Source organism: Gordonia sp. N1V (assembly GCF_029269935.1).
GTDB classification, from domain to species: Bacteria; Actinomycetota; Actinomycetes; order Mycobacteriales; family Mycobacteriaceae; genus Gordonia; species Gordonia polyisoprenivorans.
In genome coordinates this window covers 1-20,327 of record NZ_JARJDD010000002.1, presented here as the reverse complement: position 1 = coordinate 20,327, position 20,327 = coordinate 1, and the positions used below count along the sequence as shown (strand labels likewise).

The following is a 20,327-nucleotide window of genomic DNA, read 5'->3' as shown; positions in this document are numbered from 1 at the left end:
GGGACTCTCAGCCACCCGACACTTCGGCGGCGAAACCCGCACACAGCACGCGAAGCCCGGCGTCGAGCACCGCTCGTGGGTCCGAGAGTCGGGTCGCGTCCGGGTTGCCGGCGAGGGCGGCCAGCTGCGGCAGGGTCGTCGGGTCGACGGCGAGCCGCCCGGCGATCAGGTCGGCCAGACCGCCGGCCGGCGACGGCGACGCCTCGGCACCCGGGCGCCGGAGTTGCTCACTGAGAAGCTGTTCGCCGACGGCGGCCAGCGCGACGCCGTTCACGAACGACCAGAACGCCAGGGCCATCTCCGCGGCCCGCACGTGCCCGACACCGACGTCGACGAATCCGGCGATCAGCCAATCGAGTCCGGCCAGCGACTCGGTCCCGAAGGCGTAGCGCGGCGTCGCATACGCGAGCACCACCCATGGATGGCGTTGGTAGAGCGCCCAGTCGACGTCGACGGCGATCTCGATGCGCTCGCGCCACGTGGGTGAGCAATCTTGCACCGGATAGGGAAACCGGGTGCCGATCTCCTCGGCCATGGCGTGGAGCAACGCGTCCTTGTCGGCGATGTGCCGGTACAGCGACATCGCGCCGACGCCGAGTTCGTCGGCGATCCGGCGCATCGACAGCGCGTCGAGCCCGTCACGGTCGGCGACGACGATGGCTGCCTCGACGATCGCCGACGACGTCAGCTTCTGGACCGACTGGGCCACCACCACGCTCCCCTCACCCCGCACCGGGAATTTTCCACTTGCGTACAGCGTACCCATATCCGTACCGTCTATGAGCGTACGTCGTACGCGGGCGCCGACCCGCGACGACGCGAACCCCCGGATGCAGAATCCGGACACCAGATACCCAGACACCAACACCCAGACATCAGATACGGAGCCCTCCTCATGACCACCGAATGCCGCACGACCGATCAGCGCCACCGGGACACCTCGGTCGCCGATCGCCGTACCTGGCTCGGGCTGGCCGTGTTGACGCTGCCCGTGCTGCTGGTGTCGATGGACTTCTCGGTGCTCTATCTGGCGATCCCGTCGATCACCGATGCGCTCGACCCCAGCGCCGCCCAGCAACTCTGGATTCTCGACATCTACGGCTTCCTCATCGCCGGTCTGCTGATCACGATGGGCAATGTCGGCGACCGGCTCGGTCGGCGACGGATCCTGCTCGCCGGTGCCGCGATGTTCGGCATCGCCTCGGTCATCGCCGCCTTCGCGCCGAGCGCCGGTGTCCTCATCGCCGCCCGCTCACTGATGGGCATCGGCGGTGCGACCCTGATGCCGTCGAGTCTCTCGTTGATCGCCAACATGTTCCCGAATGCCCGCGATCGCGCTCGCGCGATCGGCGTCTGGACGGCCGCCTTCGCGGGCGGTTCAGCCATCGGTCCGGTGGTGGGCGGCGTTCTGCTGCACCACTTCTGGTGGGGCGTCGTATTCCTCATCAACGTGCCGGTACTGGCCGTGCTGTTCGTGCTCGCCCCGCGCCTGGTTCCCGAGTACCGCGCGCCGTCGACCGACCCCTTCGACTTCCTCGGCGTGGCGTTGTCACTGCTGGCGATCCTGCCGATCGTGTACTCGATCAAGACCATGGCCGCCGACGGTGTCACCCCGGTCGTCGCGGTGATCGGTGTCTTTGGCGTGATCATGTTCGCGGTGTTCCTCCTGCAGCAACGTCGTACCCGTGCCCCGTTGCTCGACCTCAAGCTGTTCGGCAACGTCGCCTTCAGTGCCGCGGTCGCCTGCGCGCTCGTGGGCATGATGGCGTTGGGCGGCATGTCGTATCTGACGGGCGTGTACCTGCAATCGGTGATGGGTCATGACGTCCTGGCCGCGGCACTGGCCGGTCTGCCGATGGCGATCGCCGTCGCCGTCTTCTCGATCGGTGCCAGCCGGGTCTCGGCGTGGGTGGGTACCCGCACCGCGTTCATCGGGTCGGTGGTGCTCGCCGCGCTGGGCAACCTCGGGTTGCTGTGGCTGTCCACCGACAGCCCGCTGTGGATCTATCTGGTGTCGACGTCGATCGCCGGTATCGGTTACGGCGTGCAGTTCAGCCTGGTCTCCGACGTCGTCGTCGGTTCGGTTCCGCCCGAACGGTCGGGTGCGGCCTCCGGCATCTCCGAGACGAGCTTCGAGCTGGGCACCGCGCTCGGTCTTGCGCTGCTCGGCTCGCTGGCGACGCTGGTGTTCCGCGAGCACAGCTCGGGAGCCGGGTTCGGCGACACCCTCGGCGAGACCCTGCATCGGGCGACCGGCATGGGTGCCGACGGCACCGCCCTCGCCGACGCCGCCCGCGCAGCCTTCGTCGACGGGGTCCACGCCGCCTCGCTTGCCGCGGTGATCACACTCACCGTGCTCGCGGTCGTCCTCGCTGTCGTGATGCGGAACCCGAAGGACGCGATCAGCGGGAGCTGATCTTCGGTGTGGCCCGCTCGATGATCGACCGGGTGTCGACGCCTGCGGCCAGTGTGCCGAAGACGTCTCCCTGCTCACCGCCGAGTCGGCTCGCGGTGAAGGCGTCGGCGACGGCCGGGTGACCGAAGCGCACCAGCAGCGAACCCTGCAGCACCATCGCCATGTCGCCGACGATGCGACGGGCACGGTACTGCAGGGCATCGGTGTCGGCGGGATCGAGGGCGCCGAAGGTCGATTCGAGATCGGCGACGGCCCGGTCCAGATGCCGGTCGGCCCCACCCGCCCGCTTCACCTCGTCGAGGAACACCCCGAGCGTCTCCGGCTGTCTGGCGATGGCCCGCAACACGTCCAGTGCGGCGACGTTGCCCGAGCCCTCCCAGATCGACAGGAGTGGCGACTCCCGGAACAACCTGGGCATGCGCGAGTCCTCTACATATCCGTTGCCACCCAGACATTCCAGCGACTCCGCGGCATGGACGGGCCCGCGCTTGCACACGTGATACTTGCTGACCGCCAACGCGATTCGCCGGAGCAGGCCGGCACGCGCATCACCACGGGTCGCGACATCGGTCAGATCGGCCAGCCACAACGCCACCGTCGTCGCCGCCTCGGCCTCGACGGCGAGGTCGCTCAGCACGTTGCGCATCAGGGGCGCATCGGCGAGTGTCGTGCCGAATGCGCGGCGGTATGCGGCATGGTGGGCCGCCTGGGTGACGCCCGTGCGCATTGCCGTCGCGGTCCCCAGCACACAATCGAGGCGGGTGAGGTTGACCATCTCGACGATGACCTTGACCCCGGCGCCCTCGTCCCCGACCCGCCAGCCCACGGTGTCGTCGTATTCCACCTCGCTGCTGGCATTGGAGTGATTGCCGAGCTTGTCCTTGAGTCGTTGCAGCAGAAAGGGATTGCGGGTGCCGTCGGGCAGTACCCGCGGGACGAGAAAACAGGTCAGCCCGTCCGGGGCCTGCGCGAGCGCGAGGAACAGATCCGACATCGGCGCGGAAGTGAACCACTTGTGCCCGGTGATCCGATAGGTACCGTCGCGGTGGCGCACCGCGGTCGTGGTGTTCGCCCGAACGTCGGAGCCGCCCTGCTTCTCGGTCATCGACATCCCCGCGATGAGTCCACGCTTGTCGAGCGGAGGCCGCAGGCCCGGGTGAACCGGGCGGGATTCGCATCGCGCAGCGGAGGAACCTGATTCGTCACTTCGTGGGTGGCCATCCACCGAGCATTACACATGGCGATCATCTGATGTAATGATGTAATGCCGCCGATTCATCGGCGCAGGCGATGCGCGGTGTAACGTCCGGATGCGATGACCGATCCGCTCGCGCCTCCCGTCCCGGCGCGCTCGGCGATCCTGAGCCTGCTCCTCGGTGCTCACCCACCGACGCTGACGGTGCGCGAGATCGTTGGCGCCATGCGGCTTTTCGGCATTGCGGAGTCCACGACGCGGGTAGCGCTGACGCGCATGGTGGCCGGCGGTGACCTCATCCGCGACGACGCGGGCCACACCTTGTCCGAGCGCCTCGTGCAGCGCCAGCGAGACGTCGAGCCCCCCGATCGCCGGCCGTGGACCGGGTTGTGGGAGATGGCGGTCGTCACCACCACCGGACGCGACGCCGCCGACCGGGTCGCCCTGCGCTCGGAAATGGCACGCCAACGGGTTGCGCAACTGCGCGAGGGCGTCTGGACCCGGCCCGCCAATCTGGACCGACCGTTCTCGGCCCGTCTCCTCGAGGTGTCGACCTGCTTCGAGGCCCACCCACTGTCGGGCTCCGCCGAACTCACCCACCGGTTGTGGGATCTCGACGCCTGGTCGCGCCGGGGCCACGCGTTCCTCGACGCTCTCGACGATGTCGCCGACCGGGGTGCGGCCGACGAGCCGAGGCGGTTCCGGATCATGGTCGCCGCCGTACATCACCTGCAGACCGACCCACTGCTGCCCGACGAGCTGCTCCCGGAAGGCTGGCCCGCCGAGGCGCTGACCACGGTGTACGCCGAATACCGCGCATGGCTCGCGGCCATGCGCGAGAACCTCCGCGAGGACCAGGTCGCCGATACCGAACCGCGCTGAGCGGTGTCGCGGACCAAAGCCCCGGCGGGTCGGGTCACAGCGCTCGCCCGAGATGGCCTCGGCCACAGTGCCCAGTTCGTGCGCCGCGCAGGACAGCCACGCTGCGCTCGCCGGCCGGCCACGAGACGACGACGTAGTCTCGACGGCGTGCACGAACTCATCGAAGAACGCTGGAGCGCGCGGGGATACGACCCCGACGCCACGATCAGCGCCGAAGAGATCACCGACATCCTCGAGGCCGGGCGGTGGGCGCCGACGTGGGGGCGAATCCAGCCGGTGCGCTTCGTCGTCGGTCTCCGCGGCGACGCCACGTTCGAGCAGTTGGCCGCCGCCCTCAATCGCGGCAACAAGGGGTGGGCGCCATCGGCCGGCGCCCTGATCCTGGTGTGCACCAGCGACGCCGCCGACGACGCCAAGCTGCACGACTACGGCGCCGTCGACCTGGGTCTCGCGGTGGCCCAGATGAGCATCCAGGCGGTCTCGATGGGGATCAACCCCCATCCCATGGCCGGCTTCGACGCGAGCGCCGCACGCGCGGCATTCGACGTCCCGGCCGACAAGCGGCCGATGGTGATACTCGCGCTCGGCCGCCTCGCCGACGACCCCACGCTTCTCGACCCGGACGTCGCCGACCGCGACAGCCAACCCCGGGAACGGTTGCCGCTGAGCGAGATCGCGTTCGCCCGCAGGTGGGGCGAGCCGTTCGCCGCCGCACAGTGATCCCGGCCTGACATCGTGACCGAGGCACCCCGGACCCACCCGCGGATCGGTGTCCTGGGGCCGGTCTGCGTGTTCACCACCGCGGGCGAGCCGACGCCGGTCACCTCGGGGCGGGCGCGCAGCCTGCTGGTGTCACTCGTCCTGTCTCACCCGCGACCCGTCGGCATCGACGCGCTCGTCGCCGACGCCTGGCCGGACCGGCCTCCCCAGAACCCGAACGGGGCGGTCCAGACCCAGATTTCGCGTCTCCGAAGGATTCTCGGCGCCGGGACGATTGCCGGGTCGGCGGCGGGATATCGCCTCGTCGTCGACGGACCGGTGTCGGATCTCACCCTCGCCGAGGCTCTCTCACGGTCAACACAGTCATCCGACACCGGATACGCTGCCGAGCTGCAGAATTGGCGTGGCGAGCCGGGCACCGACCTCCCGGACGGCGAACTGCGCGAACGGCTCGCCGCGCGCACCGAACGCGCATATCGTGCACTGCAGGAGGCTGACTGGCGCCACCGGTTGCGCACCGAACCGCAGATCGTGGCCACCGAGTTGGCGACTGCGCGCGAGCGCCGACCACTCGACGAGCATCTCGCCGCGGTACACATGCGGGCCCTCCTTGCCGCCGGAGACCCCAACGCCGCCTTGCAGATCCACGCCCGGATCGTCGCCGGGCTCACCGAATCACTCGGCGCCGACCCCGGACCCGAACTGGCGGCGGCCCACAGCGCCGCGCTCACCTACGCACCGCTGCCACGGACTCCCCCACCCCCCTCCGACGAGTACCTCGCCGATGCCGAGATGATGACGCAGTTGGCTGTGGCGCTGCGTGAGTCGTCGGTGGTGACGGTGCTGGGTCCCGGCGGGATCGGCAAGACGCGTTTGATCACCGAGTACATCGCCGTCCATGCCCCGATGAATGTCTTCGTGGATCTGTCCGCCGCGCGTGCCCCCGATGACGTGCGTGCGGCGGTGGCGGCGGCGCTCGGCCGCGGTGCGCTGCCCGAGCAGGGCACCGCTGCTGCACCAACCGCTTCTTCGGCGTCCGCCGCCGGCATTGCCGGCGCCGCCCTGGCACACCTGGCCGCCGCCGGCGCGGTGATCGTGCTCGACGGCTGCGAGCATCTAATCGACTTCGTTGTCGATCTGATCAACGACATCCGTTCCCGACGTAGCGATCTCACCATCGTGGCCACCAGCCGCATCGGACTCGGCCTGGTCGATGAGAGGGTCCTCACGGTATCGCCGTTGACACCCGAGCGTGGCGCCACACTGTTCGAGCGGCGGATTCGCGCACTACGACCGGGGATACCGACCGACGTCGCGGTGTTCGGCGAGCTGTGCACACGCCTGGACGGTTCACCGCTGGCCATCGAACTCGCGGCCGCACAGTTGCGGCACCTGTCGCCGCGCGACCTCCTCGATCGTGTCGATTCCCGTTTCGAACTCCTCACCCCGACCGGCGGCGGACACCGACGCTCCTTGTCCGAGATCGTCTCGACGAGTTGGGAATTGTTGCCCGACAGTGCACAGCGCACGCTGGAGGTACTCGCCTCGCTTCCCGGTGATGTCCGCCTCGACGACGCCCTGATGTTCACCGAGGTGACCGAGCGATCACTGGCCGAGGTCTGCAATCATTCGCTCGCCGTCGTGGTCGACCATCCCGACGGGGCGACCCGGTATCGACTCACCGAGACGGTCCGGGAATTCGCGCGAGCCCGCACCGCTGCCGATCCGGCGCGCGAGGCCGCACTGCGTCGCGAGAAGGTCGACTGGGCGAGCAGACTCGTGACCGACGTCGCGGGAGCACTGTTGGGCACCGACATCATCAAGGCCTTCGCGCGGCTCGACGAGACCACCGACGCGGTGCTCGCGATCCTCGACTCCGCCGTCGGCGACCCCGACCCGGCGGACCCCGGGGCGCCCGCCCGGCTGCTGCCGATCACCCTGTGGCGGGTGGTGCGCACCGGCGGACACCCGAACCTCGGCGACCTCGCCGAGGCAGCCGTCGCGGGCTGCGGCGACCCCGACTGCGGCGACCCCGACTGCGGCAACCCCGACTGCGGCAACTCGGCCGAGATTCCCGGACTCCTCTGCGCCACCGGCTATCTCATTGCTCTCGGCAGGTATCGGGCAGCCGGCCGGGCCCGTGCCGCATTGCGCCGGACGGCTCGGCGGCACGCGCCCCCCGAGCACCTCGCCCCGCTGGTCGAGGCCGTCAGCGGCTCGCCCCGACGGCTCGCGCACGTCCTCGCGCGGGCATCGCGGTCTCCGAACCCGGTGGTGGCCGCCGTCGCGGAGATCGCGCGTTCCGACGTCGCCGAGTTCGCTGCTGCGCCGTCGATGTCCCGGCGGTCGGCGCTGCGGGCGGTCGTCGCCGCCGAACGCGCCGGGCATCCGTGGTTGACCGCCGCGGCACGGCACCGTCTCGGCCGCGGCCACCTGCTCCTCGGCGACCGTGCGGGTGCCGCAACGCTGTTCGCTCGCGCCGCGGATGACCATGCCGCCCTGGGCTTTCAGGAGGAGAGTTCCCGCACCCGGGTTCATCAGGCGGTCGCCTTGTCGGTCTCCGCACCGGATGTCGCGGTCGAGTTGCTCGAGACCTGTCTGCGCGATTCCGGTGACTCGCCGAAAGCGTTCGTCGCGACCGCCCACGCCGCGCTCGCCGATCTGCTGGTCGCCGACGACCCGTCGGGAGCCCGCCGATCCGCCGAACGCGCCATCGAGATCGTCGGGCCGCCCACCGATGCCCACTGTGCCTATCTGCACGGTGTGCGCGCGGTGATCCTGCAGCGGACCGGCGAGGTCGTCGCCGCACGCCTGGCCGCCGAGTCGCTGCGGGTCTCGTTGTCGCACTTGGCCGCAGCGCCGGCCACCAATCTGCCGGCCTTGGGCGCCGCGGCGGCCGCGGTGGCCCTCGTCACCGACCGGGTGTCCTCCGATGCCCTCGCCGCTGCCGCTCGGGGCGCCCGCTACCGGCGCGACTTCTCCGTCATCGATCTCGGCGACGGCCCACGCTCACGGCGCACCGCGCTGCTCACCGTCCTGCGCTGAGGGGTGCGTGAAAGCGAAATGAAAGCGGCGTCGGGCAGGGTCGACACCATGCTCGCCGACAGCACCCACCACGCCGACACGCTTCCCGACACCGCGATCCACGCCGACCACCTGCGCAAGACCTTCGGTGGCGTCGTCGCGGTCGACGACGTGTCGTTCACCGTGCCGCGCGGAACCATCCTGGGCGTCCTGGGCCCCAACGGCGCAGGCAAGACGACCACCGTGCGCATGCTCGCGACCCTGATCCGCCCCGACGCCGGACGCGCGACGATCTTCGGCCGGGATGTGGCCGCCGACGCCACCGCGGTGCGGTCGCTCATCTCACTCACCGGCCAATACGCCTCGGTCGACGAGGATCTCACCGCCACGGAGAACCTCGAGTTGTTCGCGCGGTTGCTGGGATACAGCGGCCGGGCCGCACGCACGCGCGCCACCGATCTCATCGACCGGTTCGGGCTCAGTGCCGCCGCGCGGCGTCCCGTCAGCGGATTCTCCGGCGGTATGCGGCGCCGGATCGATCTCGCGGCATCGATGATCCGTACCCCGGCACTGCTGTTCCTCGACGAGCCGACCACCGGACTCGACCCGACCACCCGCACCCAGGTCTGGTCCAGTGTCCGCGACCTGGTCGCGCAGGGTAGTACCGTCCTGCTCACCACGCAGTATCTCGATGAGGCCGACCAGCTCTCGGATTCCCTGGTCGTCATCGACAAGGGCCGCGTCATCGCCTCCGGAGACGCCGACACCCTCAAGGATCGGGTCGGCGACCGCTCGTTGGAGGTCACCGTCGACCCGGTACACCTCTCCGAGGCGCGCGAGGTGCTGCGCATCGCTCTCGACACGGCGGTGACCACCACCCCCGAGAACGGACAGCTCATCGCCGCGATCACCGATCCGTCTGCCGCGGCTCGTGCGGTCGTTGCGCTCGACGGCGCGGGCATCGGTGTCGGGGAGGTCTCGGTGCGACGACCCAGCCTCGACGACGTGTTCTTCTCCCTCACCGCCGGACCGTCCAGGGAGGTGGCCGCATGAGCGCCGCCACCGGAGGTGGCCAATTGAGCGCCGCCACCGGAGGTGGCCAATTGAGCGCCGCCACCGAAATCCCCACCCCAGGACTGCACCTGGGCACCCCCGTCGACCACATCGGTATCGGCAAGGCCATTCGGGACACCATCACCATGGCGCGCCGAGGCCTGTTGCGGCTCAAGCACACTCCGCAACAACTGTTCGACGTGATCGTCATCCCGATCGTGTTCACCGTGATGTTCGCCAACATCTTCGGGGGCGCCATCGCCGGCAGCGTGGATGCCTATCTGCCCCAGCTGGTGCCGGGCGTGCTGGTCTCGGTGGCGATCACCGCGTCGGTGGTCACCGGCGTGCAACTGCGCGAGGACATGGACCGCGGGGTCTTCGACCGCTTCATCTCCCTGCCCATCGCGCGTATCGCCCCGCTCGCCGGCTCATTGATCGCCGACGTCGTGCGCTACCTCATCGCCGCGGTCATGTCGATCGGCGTCGGCATGATCCTCGGGTACCGGCCGTCGAGTGTGCTCGGCACCATCGCCGGCATCATCCTGACCCTCTTCGCGGCCTTCGCGATCAGCTGGATCTTCGCGCTGATGGGAGTGCTCATGTCGAAAGCCTCTGCAGTACAGGGGGTGTCGATGCTGGTACTCATGCCGCTCACGTTCACCTCCAACATCTTCGTGCCGGTGACCACGATGCCCAGCTGGATGCGCACGCTCGCCGACGTCAATCCGATCTCACATCTCGTGTCCTCGCTCCGCTCGCTGATCAACGACGGGCAGGTCACCGCGCACGTGGGCTGGACACTCATCGGTGCGGTCGCCATCATCGTCGTCGTCGCACCGATCACCGTGCGCGCCTATCTCCGTCAGGCGTGATGTGTCACCGGACCGACCCGAACGCCTCACCGTCGACGACGACCTGTTCCTCCGCATGGAACATGCCCTCGGCGTACCCGTTGTCAACCAGGCCATCTGGCGCCTGCCGGGCCGCATCGACCCCGGTGAGTTCGCGGCGCTCGGCCGGACGCTGAGCTGCGGGCGCCTGGCCCGACTGGTGGATCGGACACCGTTTCCGCAGCGCGACAGGTGGATTCACACCCGAGCCGCCGGTGCCCACAGGTTCTGCGAGAAGGCGATCGCGGCGCACGAGATACCGGCGTGGGCCCGGCGGCAGGCCGAGGTCGGTGTGGATGCCGTGGTGGGCCCGGCATGGCGGCTGACCGCCGTGTACGTCGACGACACCGGCGAAACCGCGGTGTCGTGGGTGAATTCACACGTCATCGCCGACGGCGGTGCGGTGATCACCGGCGTCGAGGAGGCCGTGGCCGGTGAGACCTTCGACGTGACCGACGCCCGGGCCGGCGTCGGTGACACGGTTCGGGAGGGCGCCCGGACCCTGCTGTGTGCCGCCGACGCCGCCCGAAGGCTTTTGATGTCGCGGCCCGCGACCCTCACCCGTCCGCCGGCACCGCCGGTCGAGCCGGTGCCCGCGATCGGACAGCCGGGTGTTCCGTCGCCGAGCCCTTCGGTGGTGGTCACCGTCGACGAGTCCGAGTTCGACTCTGCTGCAACCGCTGTCGGCGGGACCGCCAACACGCTGTTCACCGCGCTGGTGATCGGCGTCCTCGAAGCCACCGGCCGGGTTGCCGACGGCGACGAGATCCCGATCGGGCTACCGGTCTCGACGCGAACGCCCGGTGATCGTCGGGCGAACGCCACCACCGGCGCCACCGCACTCTATCGGTTGAGCGCCGCACGACGCCGCGATCTGCGCCCGCTACGTGCGGCGAGCAAGGCCGCGTTCGCCGCGGTCTCCGACGAGCCGGGGGCGCTCGAACTCCTCGGGCGGATCGCGCAACCGCTCGGCGACACCATAGTTCGGCGTCTGGCCACCGATGCCCGGGCGCCGCTGTGCCTCGCGTCGAACCTCGGAACACTGGGCGGCGCCTTCGCCGGCCTCGGCTTCGGCCGACCCGGACCCGTCGCCATGCGGTCGATGACGCTGGGCGCCACCACGGAAGCGTTGCGCCGCATGGACGGTGGTATCAGTGGTTGGTCGTCGCGCAGTGCCGGTGTGGTCACCCTGTGTCTGACCGCTCTCGATCCCATACGGGTACCCGACGAGCCGACACTGAGCGGTCTCGTCGCCGAGGAACTCGAGCGGTGGCGGTTGCCTGCCACCCTCTGGGGTGCCTGACCGCCCGCAGACCGCGGTTATCCGGCAACTCCCTGCAGCAGGCGCGCGTCGACGATGTCGGCGGCGGTGCGCACCGCACGATCCGAACTGATCATCGTCGCCGCGAATGTGGCTGCGGCGGTGCGGACGGACTCGCTGCGCGCAACCGTCAGGTCGTCGAACATCGTCTCGGCGGTGAGCCGGGTGAAGCGCCGCCCGGTGCCCAGCCCGAGGTCGGCGATCCGGCCGGCCCAGAACGGCTGTTCGGCGGTGAACGAGTACACGATCGCCGGGATGCCGGCACGCAGACCGGCTGCGGTGGTTCCGGCGCCCCCGTGATGCACCACTGCAGAACACCGCGGCAGCAGCCATGAATGATTCACCGCGGCCACGTCGTAGCTATCGGACGATTCGTCGGCGTCGGATGACACCCCGGAATCCGAGGAAACACCCTGCGCCCCCGACCGACCACCGAAGGCGAATACGCATCTCATGCCGTGGCGCCGGGCGGCCGTGGCGATCATCGCGCGCGTCGCCGCCGGATTGGCGATCGGCATCGACCCGAAGCCCACGAACAACGGCGGCTCCCCGGCGTCGAGCCACCGCACCAGATCGGCATCGGCTCCGGAGGTTTCGTCGAGCGTCGCACGCGCATGGGAGGGCAGATCGAGGAACCCGACCACCGGTTTGATCGACGGTCCCGCCCGCCATTGCTCGGCGAGGCCGGGCACGATGCCCGGATCGTAGGCCTGGATCTGGGGGATCTGCGCGAGATTCAGGCGCTGCGCACACGACGTGCGAACGGGGCGTAGTCCTGCTCGTTGTCGAAAGCGGTTCTCGCCGTGCCTCATCACCGACCACACCGCGCCATCGTGAATTCGCCACGCCCGGCGCGTCCACTGCGAAGTCCACCCGTCGGTGACCCCGGGAACCGGCCCGATCAGGGCGTTCTCCGACATCGGTGCATACCGCAGCACCGTCAGCGGCACACCGAGTCGCTCGGCCACGGCCAGCCCTCGGGCCTGACACAGCGGTGCGGCGATGAGGGCGTCGACGCCGGTGATCGTGGGATCGTCGCCCAGAAATGTCGTCATCATCGCGTCGTCGAACGCCGCGATGCCCGCGCGTGCGGTGTCGATCGCGAACTTCGCCTGACGCAACGGATGTGCCGATCGTTGGGCGTCGAGTGCCTCGTCCGAGGTCCATTGCCGATCGGTGTCGGCGCCGATCGGCACCACCTCCCCGACCCCGGCCGCGGTGGCCAACGGCACCAGATTGGGCGGAACCGCCACGGTGACACGGTGTCCGCGGCGTGCCGATTCCAGAGCGAGACACAGGCCCGGCTGGACGTCGCCTCGGCTGCCGTAGAGCAGAAAGACCAGGTGCGCGGCGTCGGGCGCGCCGGTACGCATCGTTGTGTGGATCACCGCTGATGTCACCAGAACCTGTGCGGGAGACCCCAGGCGGACAACTCGTCGCCGACCACTGCCGCGAGTTGTGCACTGTCGCCGTGGTATTCGGGCACGAAACCGGCGACCGTCATGGTGATGCGGTCGCCGTACTCGACGATCCACGTCGACAGACCCGGGCCCGGTACCACCAGATCACGGCCCGCGCGGCCGCGCACGAGCATCCGCAGCAGGAACGACGATGCCGGCACACCGCCGATCGCGCGGACCTTCTCGTCGAGCACCCCGAGGTTGGACACACTGACGTCAGGTGCCGGAACACTGCGCAGCGCGGCACCCAGAACACGGCGTGGCATCACCCGGACCAGCGCCTGCAGGTCGTCGGGAACGTCGGTACCCGACGTCGCATAGGCGGCGAACGCTTCTCGACTCAGTGCCCGAAGGTATCCCAGGTCGCCGGGCCAACGGTGCCGAGGGTCGATCCGGAGCCACACCCCGCCCGAGGCATTCGCGCGCTGGTCCTCGGGCCCGCCACGCTTGCTCACCGCGACGCTCACGCGGAGCTGTTCTCCGACAGGGACTCCCGACCTGTGCACCACGCCGCAGGTGACCGCGGTGTACAAGGTGTTGCCGGTCCCGCCGTGAGCCTTCGCGCACCTATGCCATCGGTCACGATCGATGTCGACGGTGACCAGGCTCGCGCGGTAGGGATCGTAGGTCGGTGCAGCCGAGTTGTTTCCGGCTTTCGGCGCGGGGACCGCCGACCGACGTTTCTGCCGCGCCGAACGCACCGCCGCGCGGGCCGAGCGTCCCGCTGCCCGAACCTGGCGCGCGCTGTCGCGTAGATCGGCACGAAATGCCCGAGCCCCCAGGGCGCTGTGCGTGTCCGGCAAGTCGACGGCCGCACCGTCGGCGGCCGAGATGATCGCGCGCATGATCGCCTCGCCGTCGGCGACGAGGTGCGAGGCCAGGAGCACCACGACGCGGCGATCCCGTGTCGTGGTGGTGGTGTGCAGTCGCCACGCCGGTCCGCGAGACGGTCGGAGATCGGCAGCCCGCAGGACCTCGTCGGCCCACACCCCGATGGCGGCGTCATCGATTCGGGCGCCGGAGATCACTTGCGGCGCAAAAGGTGACCGCAGCCACCGCCGTTGCGCGCCCGGCACCCGCCGAGGCCCCACACTGCGATGGAGCAGTCCATGACTCAGCTGCTCGGCGAACCGTTCGACGGCACCGATTCCGGGGTCATCGTCGAGGACCCAGCAGTATTGGATGGATGTGCCATAGCCGAGTTTCTCCTCGGCGAGCAGGAACGCCTCGTCCGGCCCGCTCACCCGCGGAACCGGTGTGATCGCAGGACCCGACATGGTGGGCGCCGTCGCAATGGGAGTTGTCGCGGCCGGCGCCGTCATGGCAGGCCGCGCTCGGTCGTCGGGCGCAGGAGGTTGCGTACCGAGAACGTGCCGGCGTCGGCGTCATAGGCGCGGATCAGAACCAGACGCGCGGCATGGACGACGATGACCGGCGGCAGATAGCCCAACGCGGCACCCGCAGCCAGCCCGTAGCGGCGATGCAGGAGCAGCGTCCGCGGCAGGAAACTCATGTACTCGGCGAAGGCCGACACACCGGTTTCCATCCGCCGCGGTGACACCCCCACCGTCAGCGATGCCAGAAATGCGTTGCGCCCATTGATGTCCTGCACACACAGACCCATGTCGACGTCTTCGAAGATGTCGCGGCGCATGCTCACGCGGGTACGGATCACCTGCCACACCTCGCGCCGGACCACCATGTTCGATCCGTAGAGGACGGGTATCTCCCGGGGTTCGGATGATTCCGGCACGGTCGTCCGGTCGCGACGCAGGCGCCGTACCGCGGGCCCGAGCAGCCGGGCGATCCGGCTCATCGAACCCTCGAACGGCAACCCGTAGGCGGCGCCCCGGCCGCACAGCGCCGACCAGTGGCCCTGCGAATCCGCTTCGAAGAACTCCACGATGGTCTGAGCCCACCCCGACGGAATCCGGGTGTCGGCGTCGATGCGGGCGATGACGTCACCGGTCGCGCTGTCCATGCCGGCATTCCGTGCGTGCACAAGACCTTGTGTGGATTCCTCGACAATCCGGATCCGACGGCTCCGCAGCATTCGCTCCTCGACGATCCCACGCGTGGCGTCCGTCGAATTGTTGTCGACCACAACGATTTCGGCGATGTCGTCGATCTGCTCGATGAGCAGGTCCAGACACGTCCCGATGGTGTCCGCCTCGTTGAACACCGGGATCACCACCGACAAGAGAATCCGCCCGTCACCGCGCGGCGTCGGCAGGGCATGGTCGGCGTGCGCGCCGTCGTGAACCGCGCGGGTGGTCGTCTCTGAGATCACCGTAATCCCTTGTGTTGTAGCCGATCGGCGTCATGGCCGGCCGGCGAGGCAGAACCACCGGCATCGGTGCCGGATCGCATGAACGTCGGGAGAACACACCGGAAAGCGTTGATCGGCGAGCACAAGCATCACCACCGTCGTCGAACATGACCCCCGTGATGTCCTTCCCAGCGGAGCTTAGGTCAGGTTCGGAAGCCTGGCAATACAGAGGGTTCTGGGTCACATCAGCGAATTCGCATGGAAACGACCACGGTTGACCGTCGCGTCGATATCGGGGAGCAACGGCACACCGGATTCCGTACGCCGTGAGGAATCACGAGAAAGCCCGCTATTTTGCATCACTAACCACGGATTCGGCAAGCCCGGCGAAACGTCACCTATGTCTCACTCTCCCCACTGGTCACCCCGCGGCGGCGGCCCTACTGTCATACCTGTGTCACCGTCAGCGGTTGGGGATGGCGGTCGGCACATGCCACCGACGGCCCGATGTCGGGTGCTGTCGACGCGTGTTCACCGCTGCAGAAGATGTGAAGCCTTTCTCCCCAACGGCGTTGACGCACGGAACGGGGACCGCGCGCACGCCGTTTCCGTCCGTCCGTCTAGTCACCCCGGGGGATGTCATGGAGTACACAGAGCTCGCCGACTATCCGGTCCCTGCGGGCCGGATCACCGAGTGGATCCCGACGGTCGAACCCGACCGCTGGCAATCCGACGATCGACCGCTGTCGCCCAATCACACTGCGCATCTCTATAATTCGGAGTCGGCGCCGGACTCCGGCGACCTCGGTCTGGGATCGTGGATCGGCACCGCATTCCGGTTACCCGGCGACTTCGACCACTCGGTGTTCGCCGCGGTGCTGCGCGCATGGATCGTTCGGCACGACGCCTTCCGAACCACCGTCACCCGGCGCGGCGACACCCACGCCCGGGTGGTTGCGGTGGCCGAATCGGTGACGATCTCCGCGCGGGTACAGCAGGCCCCGCCGCCCGGTGTCGGTGTCGACCGGCATCTCGAGCGCTTCTTCGCCCGTGAGGTGAGCGCCGTGCGGTGGCCGCACGTCGTGGCTGTCACCATCGAGCCCGACAGCCCGATCGAGGCGGCGAAAGGAGTCACCGTCATCGTCGCCGCCGATCACTCGGTGATGGACGCCTACACCCAGCTGCTGCTCATCGCGGAGTTCCGTGAAATCCATCGTGCGCTCGTCGAGGGTCGGGCGCCGGCGCTGCCGTCGTGCGGTTCGTACGTCGACCACTGTGCGCGCGAATTCCAAGCCGCGGAAACCATGACCGCCGATCATCCTGCCGTGCAGGCGTGGCGATCCTTCCTCACCACTGATGACGGCCGGCTACAGATGCCCCGCCTGCCATTGCCGACGCAACCCACCGGGGCGGTGGCCGACGGCGCGGGATGGCAGTCGAGCATTTCCCGGTGGCTGCTGACCGCGCAGGAGACCAACGGCTTCGCTGCGGCCTGTAAGAATCACGGTGCGTCGATGTCGGGCGGCGCGTTCACCGCACTTGCGGTGGCGATTCAACGGCTCACCGGCGACTCGTCGGTTCGGTTCGTCATGCCGATGCATACGCGCACCGACCCGCAATCGTTGGCCGCGGCCGGCTGGTACGTCGGTCTGGTCCCAGTCGATTTGTCACTCGAAGGGGCCGAAACCTTCAGTGCTGCGCTGACTTCGGTAAGTAACGGAGTGCGCAGGCATGCAGCTCTCGCGCACGCGCCGCACCCGCGTATCGCGTCACTGCTCGGCATCACCGAGGCGCCGCGCTTCGCAGTTTCCTACGTCGACGGCCGACATGTGCCGGGTGCCGACTCCTGGGGTGATCGGGATCGAGCGCTGCGCAGCCGAATTCACAACCTCGACGAGGTCTACCTCTGGATCAATCGCACACATGAGGGAATCAACATTTCCCTTCGCTTCCCCAACAACGAGATCGCCACGACATCGATCCATGCCTTGCTCGCCGAGTTCCGGGCGGTTCTGCTCGAGGTCGCCGATCGCGGAGAACTGGCGCTGGACGCCGGCGCGCCGACGGAGCGCACCGTGTCGACGACGCGCTCAGCGGAGCGGCGATGAGACTGGGCGCGGCGCGGGAGTGGACACCCGCCGCCGGTCACGTCGTGTGCTGGGCGCCGTCGGAGCGGTCGCTCGCTGCAGCGGCCGCCGCCCCGCCACATCCGGTGGGTCCGTCTTTCCTTCAGCAGGACCACATCTCCGCGACGCTCCGGCACCGCGAGGCCGGTCGCGAGCACCGCGGTTTCACCTGCAGCGTCGTCACCGTGCACGACGATCTCGACACCGAACGGATGACCACGGCGCTCACGGAGTTCGTCCGTGCCCACGAGGGTCTGCGATCATCGTTCCGTCTCGACGATTCAGCGGTCACGCGTTACGTCGTCGACGTCGCGGACGTGGAGTTCACGGCGTCAGTACTCGGCGAGATCGATCCGCATCAGCCTCTGGCACAACATCTTCCGTACGCGGCTGTGTTCGATTCGTGGCCGGGCTGCGCGTTCGGTGCGGTGGCGCGTCCGGGATCGTTCGATCTGTACTACGGCATCGATCACGCCTACGGTGATGGTGCGTCGCAGATTCTCGGTATCGCCGAAATCCTCGCCCGTTACCGTGGTTCGCTCGACAATCCGCTGGTCACCGATGCCCATGACAGCTTTCTCGACCACGTCGCCGCCGAAGCGGCTCGCGCAGCACAGATCTCGCCGCTATCACCGGGTGTGACCGAATGGCGGCGGGTTCTTGGACGGTCGGGCGGAACCATCCCCGCCTTCCCACTACCTCTGGGCCTCGACTCGGACGCCGGTGGTGTGATTCCGCAACCCGTGTACATCCACGGCGATGACCTCGCCGACGGTGAGACGACGGCCCGGCTCGCCGCGCTGGCGACCGCGCACCACACCTCGATGACAGCGGTGATCTACGCGGCACTCGGACTCGCGCAGCGCGCAGTGACCGGCGCCGAATGGTATGCAACCGCAACCGTTGTCAGCACCAGGCGGGCCGACGAGTACGCCGGCTCCCAGGGATGGTTCTGCAATTTCGCACCGTTCGGCTTCGAGGTGACCGGCGACACGCTTGCGGACGTTCTCGACGACGCGGCCGCTGCACTTGCCCGATCTCGTACGGCCGCCGACGATCCGGTCCATGCCGCGTTGGGTGTTCTCCTCGCCGAAGGTGCCATCGACCCTGCCGTCGTGGCGAGCCCGCAGATGGTGACCTATCTGGATCTCCGGTGGTTTCCGGCACCGCCGGCCACCTCCGATCTCCTCGTCTTCACCGGCGAGGGCCGGACCGGCAATGCGTCGTTGTGGGTCACCCGCGATGACGACGGGCTCCGGATCACCACCCAGCGCCCCGACAACCCGGTGGCCGCCGACTCGGTGAGCCGCTGGTTTCGCACGCTCCGAGACATTCTCGCCGCCGCCGTGGCGGCCGATACCGTGGAGGTCGGCTGATGCGGGTCACCGCCATCGATCAGGTCGAGTTGACCGGCACCCTCACCGAGTTGTCGGTGACCTGGGTCGGCGCGCCCGCTCGCCGCGGGCTTCCCGTCGGCTTCAATCAAGGCAATCATCTGCGGGCGCAGCGCAGTGGTCGCGGGGCATGGCTGGCCGGGACGGTCACCCTACCCGACGCGCATCCCGATCCGTCGAGGGTCGCGGGTGCAGTGGCCCGCCTGCTCGGCGAACATGATGCCCTCCGAGCGTCTTTCACCGTGTCGGTGGTCCCGACGCAAGACGTTTTCGACGCAACGCAGTTGCAGGTCCGCCCCAGGGTGGTCGGGCGGGTGTGGCACGGTTTCGTGGAGTCCTTGCTCACGCAGCGTTGCCGTGCCGGCAATGTTCCCGGCGTCTTCTTCGGAATCCTCGACGACACGGTGATCTGCGCGTTCGACCATGCGCACGCCGACGCGATCACCATCGACCTGGTCCTCCGCCGCTTGTGCGAGTACTACATCGACCCGACGACGCCGCGGCGTCCGACACTCAGCTATGCCGATCGCTGTCTGACCGACGCTGCCGCAGCGTCGTCACCGAACCGCTGCGACGACGCGGACTCAACGCGGCTCATGCAGGTGTGGCACGACTTCTTCGCTCTCACCGAGGGTGCCGTTCCGGCGTTTCCTCTGCGCCTCGGTGCCGGCCGCGCACCACAACGAACTGTCGTCGTTCCGTTGCTCGATGACTCCGAATGCACTGATTTGCTGCCGGATTCGTCGTTTGCGACGATCCTGTCGGCACTGGCCGCCGCGGTCGCCGACGTGGGTGGTCCGGAGCGCCTGGCGACGCTGATACCGATACACACCCGGGGACCTCGGACATCCGGGTGGCATTCCACGGCCGGGTGGCTGGTGTCCAACGCCCCGGTCGTCGTGAATGCCGGCGACCCGAACAGTGCCACCACGTGGTTACGTCACGCCTCGGAGTTGGCCGGCCTACCTCTCGATCACGTGCTGACGCAGTGTCGTCCGCATCTGCCCACCGAGGACATCTTCATGGTGTCGTACCTGGACTATCGCAAGTTCGGGCCTGCGCTTCCCGGCGCACAACACATCTCGGCAATGACGTCGACCGACACGGCACAGTTCTGGTTCACCCGCTCCGACAGCGGTCTCGAATTGCGCGTGCGCCACCCGGCTCGCCCGGTCGCCGAGCACGTCATCGCCGGCCTGCTGACCGCGCTCCGCAGCCGACTGCGGGAGCCGCGACCGCTCGCCCTGCCCGCACCCTGATCGAGACATCTCCAACCAGGAGCACACTTCCGCGCCCTTTCCATCAGATGGCGCCCACCCCGATGGTTGAGGTTGGTCGAGGTGTCGAGGAGCGCCAGCGACGAGACCTTCTGTGCCGAAGGGCTTCCGGTCCACGGTGATTCGAATCCAGCTCCGGTGCAGGCAGTCTCGAGGCTCGCCGCACGCGGCTCGCACCTCGACCATCCGGGGGAAGACGACTCGCCATCGAAGAATGCTCGCGTCTTCCCCCACCTGACGATCAAATGCTGACGCCCTTCCCACCCGGTGGCCGCCCTACCCGATGGACGGGCCCTTCCC

Annotated in this window: 14 protein-coding genes and 1 pseudogene; 10 read left to right on the top strand and 5 right to left on the bottom strand. The window is 68.7% G+C overall.

Features of this window, described 5'->3' with window-relative positions; all coding sequences use genetic code 11:
* Nucleotides 1–7: 7 nt before the first annotated feature.
* Nucleotides 8–766, bottom strand: a complete 759-nt coding sequence (locus P3L18_RS02490; protein WP_006369519.1) for a TetR/AcrR family transcriptional regulator — start codon at nucleotides 764–766, stop codon at nucleotides 8–10.
* Between the two features lie 129 nt (nucleotides 767–895).
* On the opposite strand from P3L18_RS02490, the gene P3L18_RS02485 reads away from it, so the two are divergent.
* Complete coding sequence (locus tag P3L18_RS02485; protein WP_276113148.1) at nucleotides 896–2,416, top strand: MFS transporter; 1,521 nt, start codon at nucleotides 896–898, stop codon at nucleotides 2,414–2,416.
* On the opposite strand, the pseudogene P3L18_RS02480 reads toward P3L18_RS02485, so the two are convergent.
* A pseudogene (locus P3L18_RS02480) lies at nucleotides 2,403–3,572 on the bottom strand (acyl-CoA dehydrogenase family protein); the annotation flags it as partial. The gene P3L18_RS02485 and the pseudogene P3L18_RS02480 overlap by 14 nt on opposite strands.
* A 159-nt stretch (nucleotides 3,573–3,731) precedes the next feature.
* Here P3L18_RS02480 and P3L18_RS02475 point away from each other — a divergent pair.
* From P3L18_RS02475 to P3L18_RS02450, 6 genes are all read left to right on the top strand, one after another.
* On the top strand, nucleotides 3,732–4,493 hold the full coding sequence (locus P3L18_RS02475) for a PaaX family transcriptional regulator C-terminal domain-containing protein (protein WP_276113147.1): 762 nt from the start codon (nucleotides 3,732–3,734) through the stop codon (nucleotides 4,491–4,493).
* A 147-nt stretch (nucleotides 4,494–4,640) separates the two neighbouring features.
* A complete protein-coding gene (locus P3L18_RS02470; RefSeq protein ID WP_079931113.1) occupies nucleotides 4,641–5,213 on the top strand; it encodes a nitroreductase family protein in 573 nt (190 codons plus the stop codon).
* Nucleotides 5,214–5,228: 15 nt separating this feature from the next.
* The gene (locus P3L18_RS02465; protein ID WP_276113146.1) at nucleotides 5,229–8,258 is read left to right on the top strand and encodes a BTAD domain-containing putative transcriptional regulator; all 3,030 of its coding nucleotides are present in this window, start codon (nucleotides 5,229–5,231) and stop codon (nucleotides 8,256–8,258) included.
* A gap of 48 nt (nucleotides 8,259–8,306) precedes the next feature.
* Nucleotides 8,307–9,290 carry an ATP-binding cassette domain-containing protein gene (locus P3L18_RS02460; RefSeq protein ID WP_276113145.1) on the top strand — a complete coding sequence of 328 codons (984 nt, stop codon included), beginning with the start codon at nucleotides 8,307–8,309 and terminating at the stop codon, nucleotides 9,288–9,290.
* 23 nt (nucleotides 9,291–9,313) lie between these two features.
* Nucleotides 9,314–10,162 carry an ABC transporter permease gene (locus tag P3L18_RS02455; RefSeq protein ID WP_006369512.1) on the top strand — a complete coding sequence of 283 codons (849 nt, stop codon included), beginning with the start codon at nucleotides 9,314–9,316 and terminating at the stop codon, nucleotides 10,160–10,162.
* A 1-nt stretch (nucleotide 10,163) separates the two neighbouring features.
* Nucleotides 10,164–11,483: a hypothetical protein gene (locus P3L18_RS02450; RefSeq protein ID WP_276113144.1), complete on the top strand. Its 1,320-nt coding sequence runs from the start codon at nucleotides 10,164–10,166 to the stop codon at nucleotides 11,481–11,483.
* A gap of 17 nt (nucleotides 11,484–11,500) precedes the next feature.
* Here P3L18_RS02450 and P3L18_RS02445 read toward each other — a convergent pair whose 3' ends face one another.
* From P3L18_RS02445 to P3L18_RS02435, 3 genes are all read right to left on the bottom strand, one after another.
* Nucleotides 11,501–12,874: a glycosyltransferase gene (locus tag P3L18_RS02445; protein ID WP_276113143.1), complete on the bottom strand. Its 1,374-nt coding sequence runs from the start codon at nucleotides 12,872–12,874 to the stop codon at nucleotides 11,501–11,503.
* Between the two features lie 23 nt (nucleotides 12,875–12,897).
* Nucleotides 12,898–14,205 carry a hypothetical protein gene (locus P3L18_RS02440; RefSeq protein ID WP_276113142.1) on the bottom strand — a complete coding sequence of 436 codons (1,308 nt, stop codon included), beginning with the start codon at nucleotides 14,203–14,205 and terminating at the stop codon, nucleotides 12,898–12,900.
* Nucleotides 14,206–14,279: 74 nt separating this feature from the next.
* Nucleotides 14,280–15,251 carry a glycosyltransferase family 2 protein gene (locus tag P3L18_RS02435; protein WP_276113141.1) on the bottom strand — a complete coding sequence of 324 codons (972 nt, stop codon included), beginning with the start codon at nucleotides 15,249–15,251 and terminating at the stop codon, nucleotides 14,280–14,282.
* A 620-nt stretch (nucleotides 15,252–15,871) separates the two neighbouring features.
* Here P3L18_RS02435 and P3L18_RS02430 point away from each other — a divergent pair.
* From P3L18_RS02430 to P3L18_RS02420, 3 genes are read left to right on the top strand one after another with little or no spacing between them, the layout of a single operon-like run.
* Entirely contained in the window at nucleotides 15,872–17,338 is a 1,467-nt protein-coding gene (locus tag P3L18_RS02430; protein ID WP_276113140.1) for a condensation domain-containing protein, read from the top strand.
* A complete protein-coding gene (locus P3L18_RS02425) occupies nucleotides 17,335–18,732 on the top strand; it encodes a condensation domain-containing protein (protein ID WP_276113139.1) in 1,398 nt (465 codons plus the stop codon). Before P3L18_RS02430 ends, P3L18_RS02425 begins: the two co-directional genes overlap by 4 nt.
* Nucleotides 18,732–20,009, top strand: a complete 1,278-nt coding sequence (locus P3L18_RS02420) for a hypothetical protein (protein ID WP_276113138.1) — start codon at nucleotides 18,732–18,734, stop codon at nucleotides 20,007–20,009. The genes P3L18_RS02425 and P3L18_RS02420 overlap by 1 nt, the downstream gene beginning before the upstream one ends.
* The last annotated feature ends 318 nt before the right edge of the window (nucleotides 20,010–20,327 follow it).

Coding starts and splice junctions, on each gene's coding strand:
- P3L18_RS02475 (WP_276113147.1), top strand. CDS start 3,732: ATGACCGATCCGCTCGCGCCTCCCGTCCCGGCGCGCTCGGCGATCCTG.
- P3L18_RS02490 (WP_006369519.1), bottom strand. CDS start 766: ATGGGTACGCTGTACGCAAGTGGAAAATTCCCGGTGCGGGGTGAGGGG.
- P3L18_RS02420 (WP_276113138.1), top strand. CDS start 18,732: ATGCGGGTCACCGCCATCGATCAGGTCGAGTTGACCGGCACCCTCACC.
- P3L18_RS02425 (WP_276113139.1), top strand. CDS start 17,335: ATGAGACTGGGCGCGGCGCGGGAGTGGACACCCGCCGCCGGTCACGTC.
- P3L18_RS02430 (WP_276113140.1), top strand. CDS start 15,872: ATGGAGTACACAGAGCTCGCCGACTATCCGGTCCCTGCGGGCCGGATC.
- P3L18_RS02485 (WP_276113148.1), top strand. CDS start 896: ATGACCACCGAATGCCGCACGACCGATCAGCGCCACCGGGACACCTCG.
- P3L18_RS02460 (WP_276113145.1), top strand. CDS start 8,307: ATGCTCGCCGACAGCACCCACCACGCCGACACGCTTCCCGACACCGCG.
- P3L18_RS02445 (WP_276113143.1), bottom strand. CDS start 12,874: ATGCGTACCGGCGCGCCCGACGCCGCGCACCTGGTCTTTCTGCTCTAC.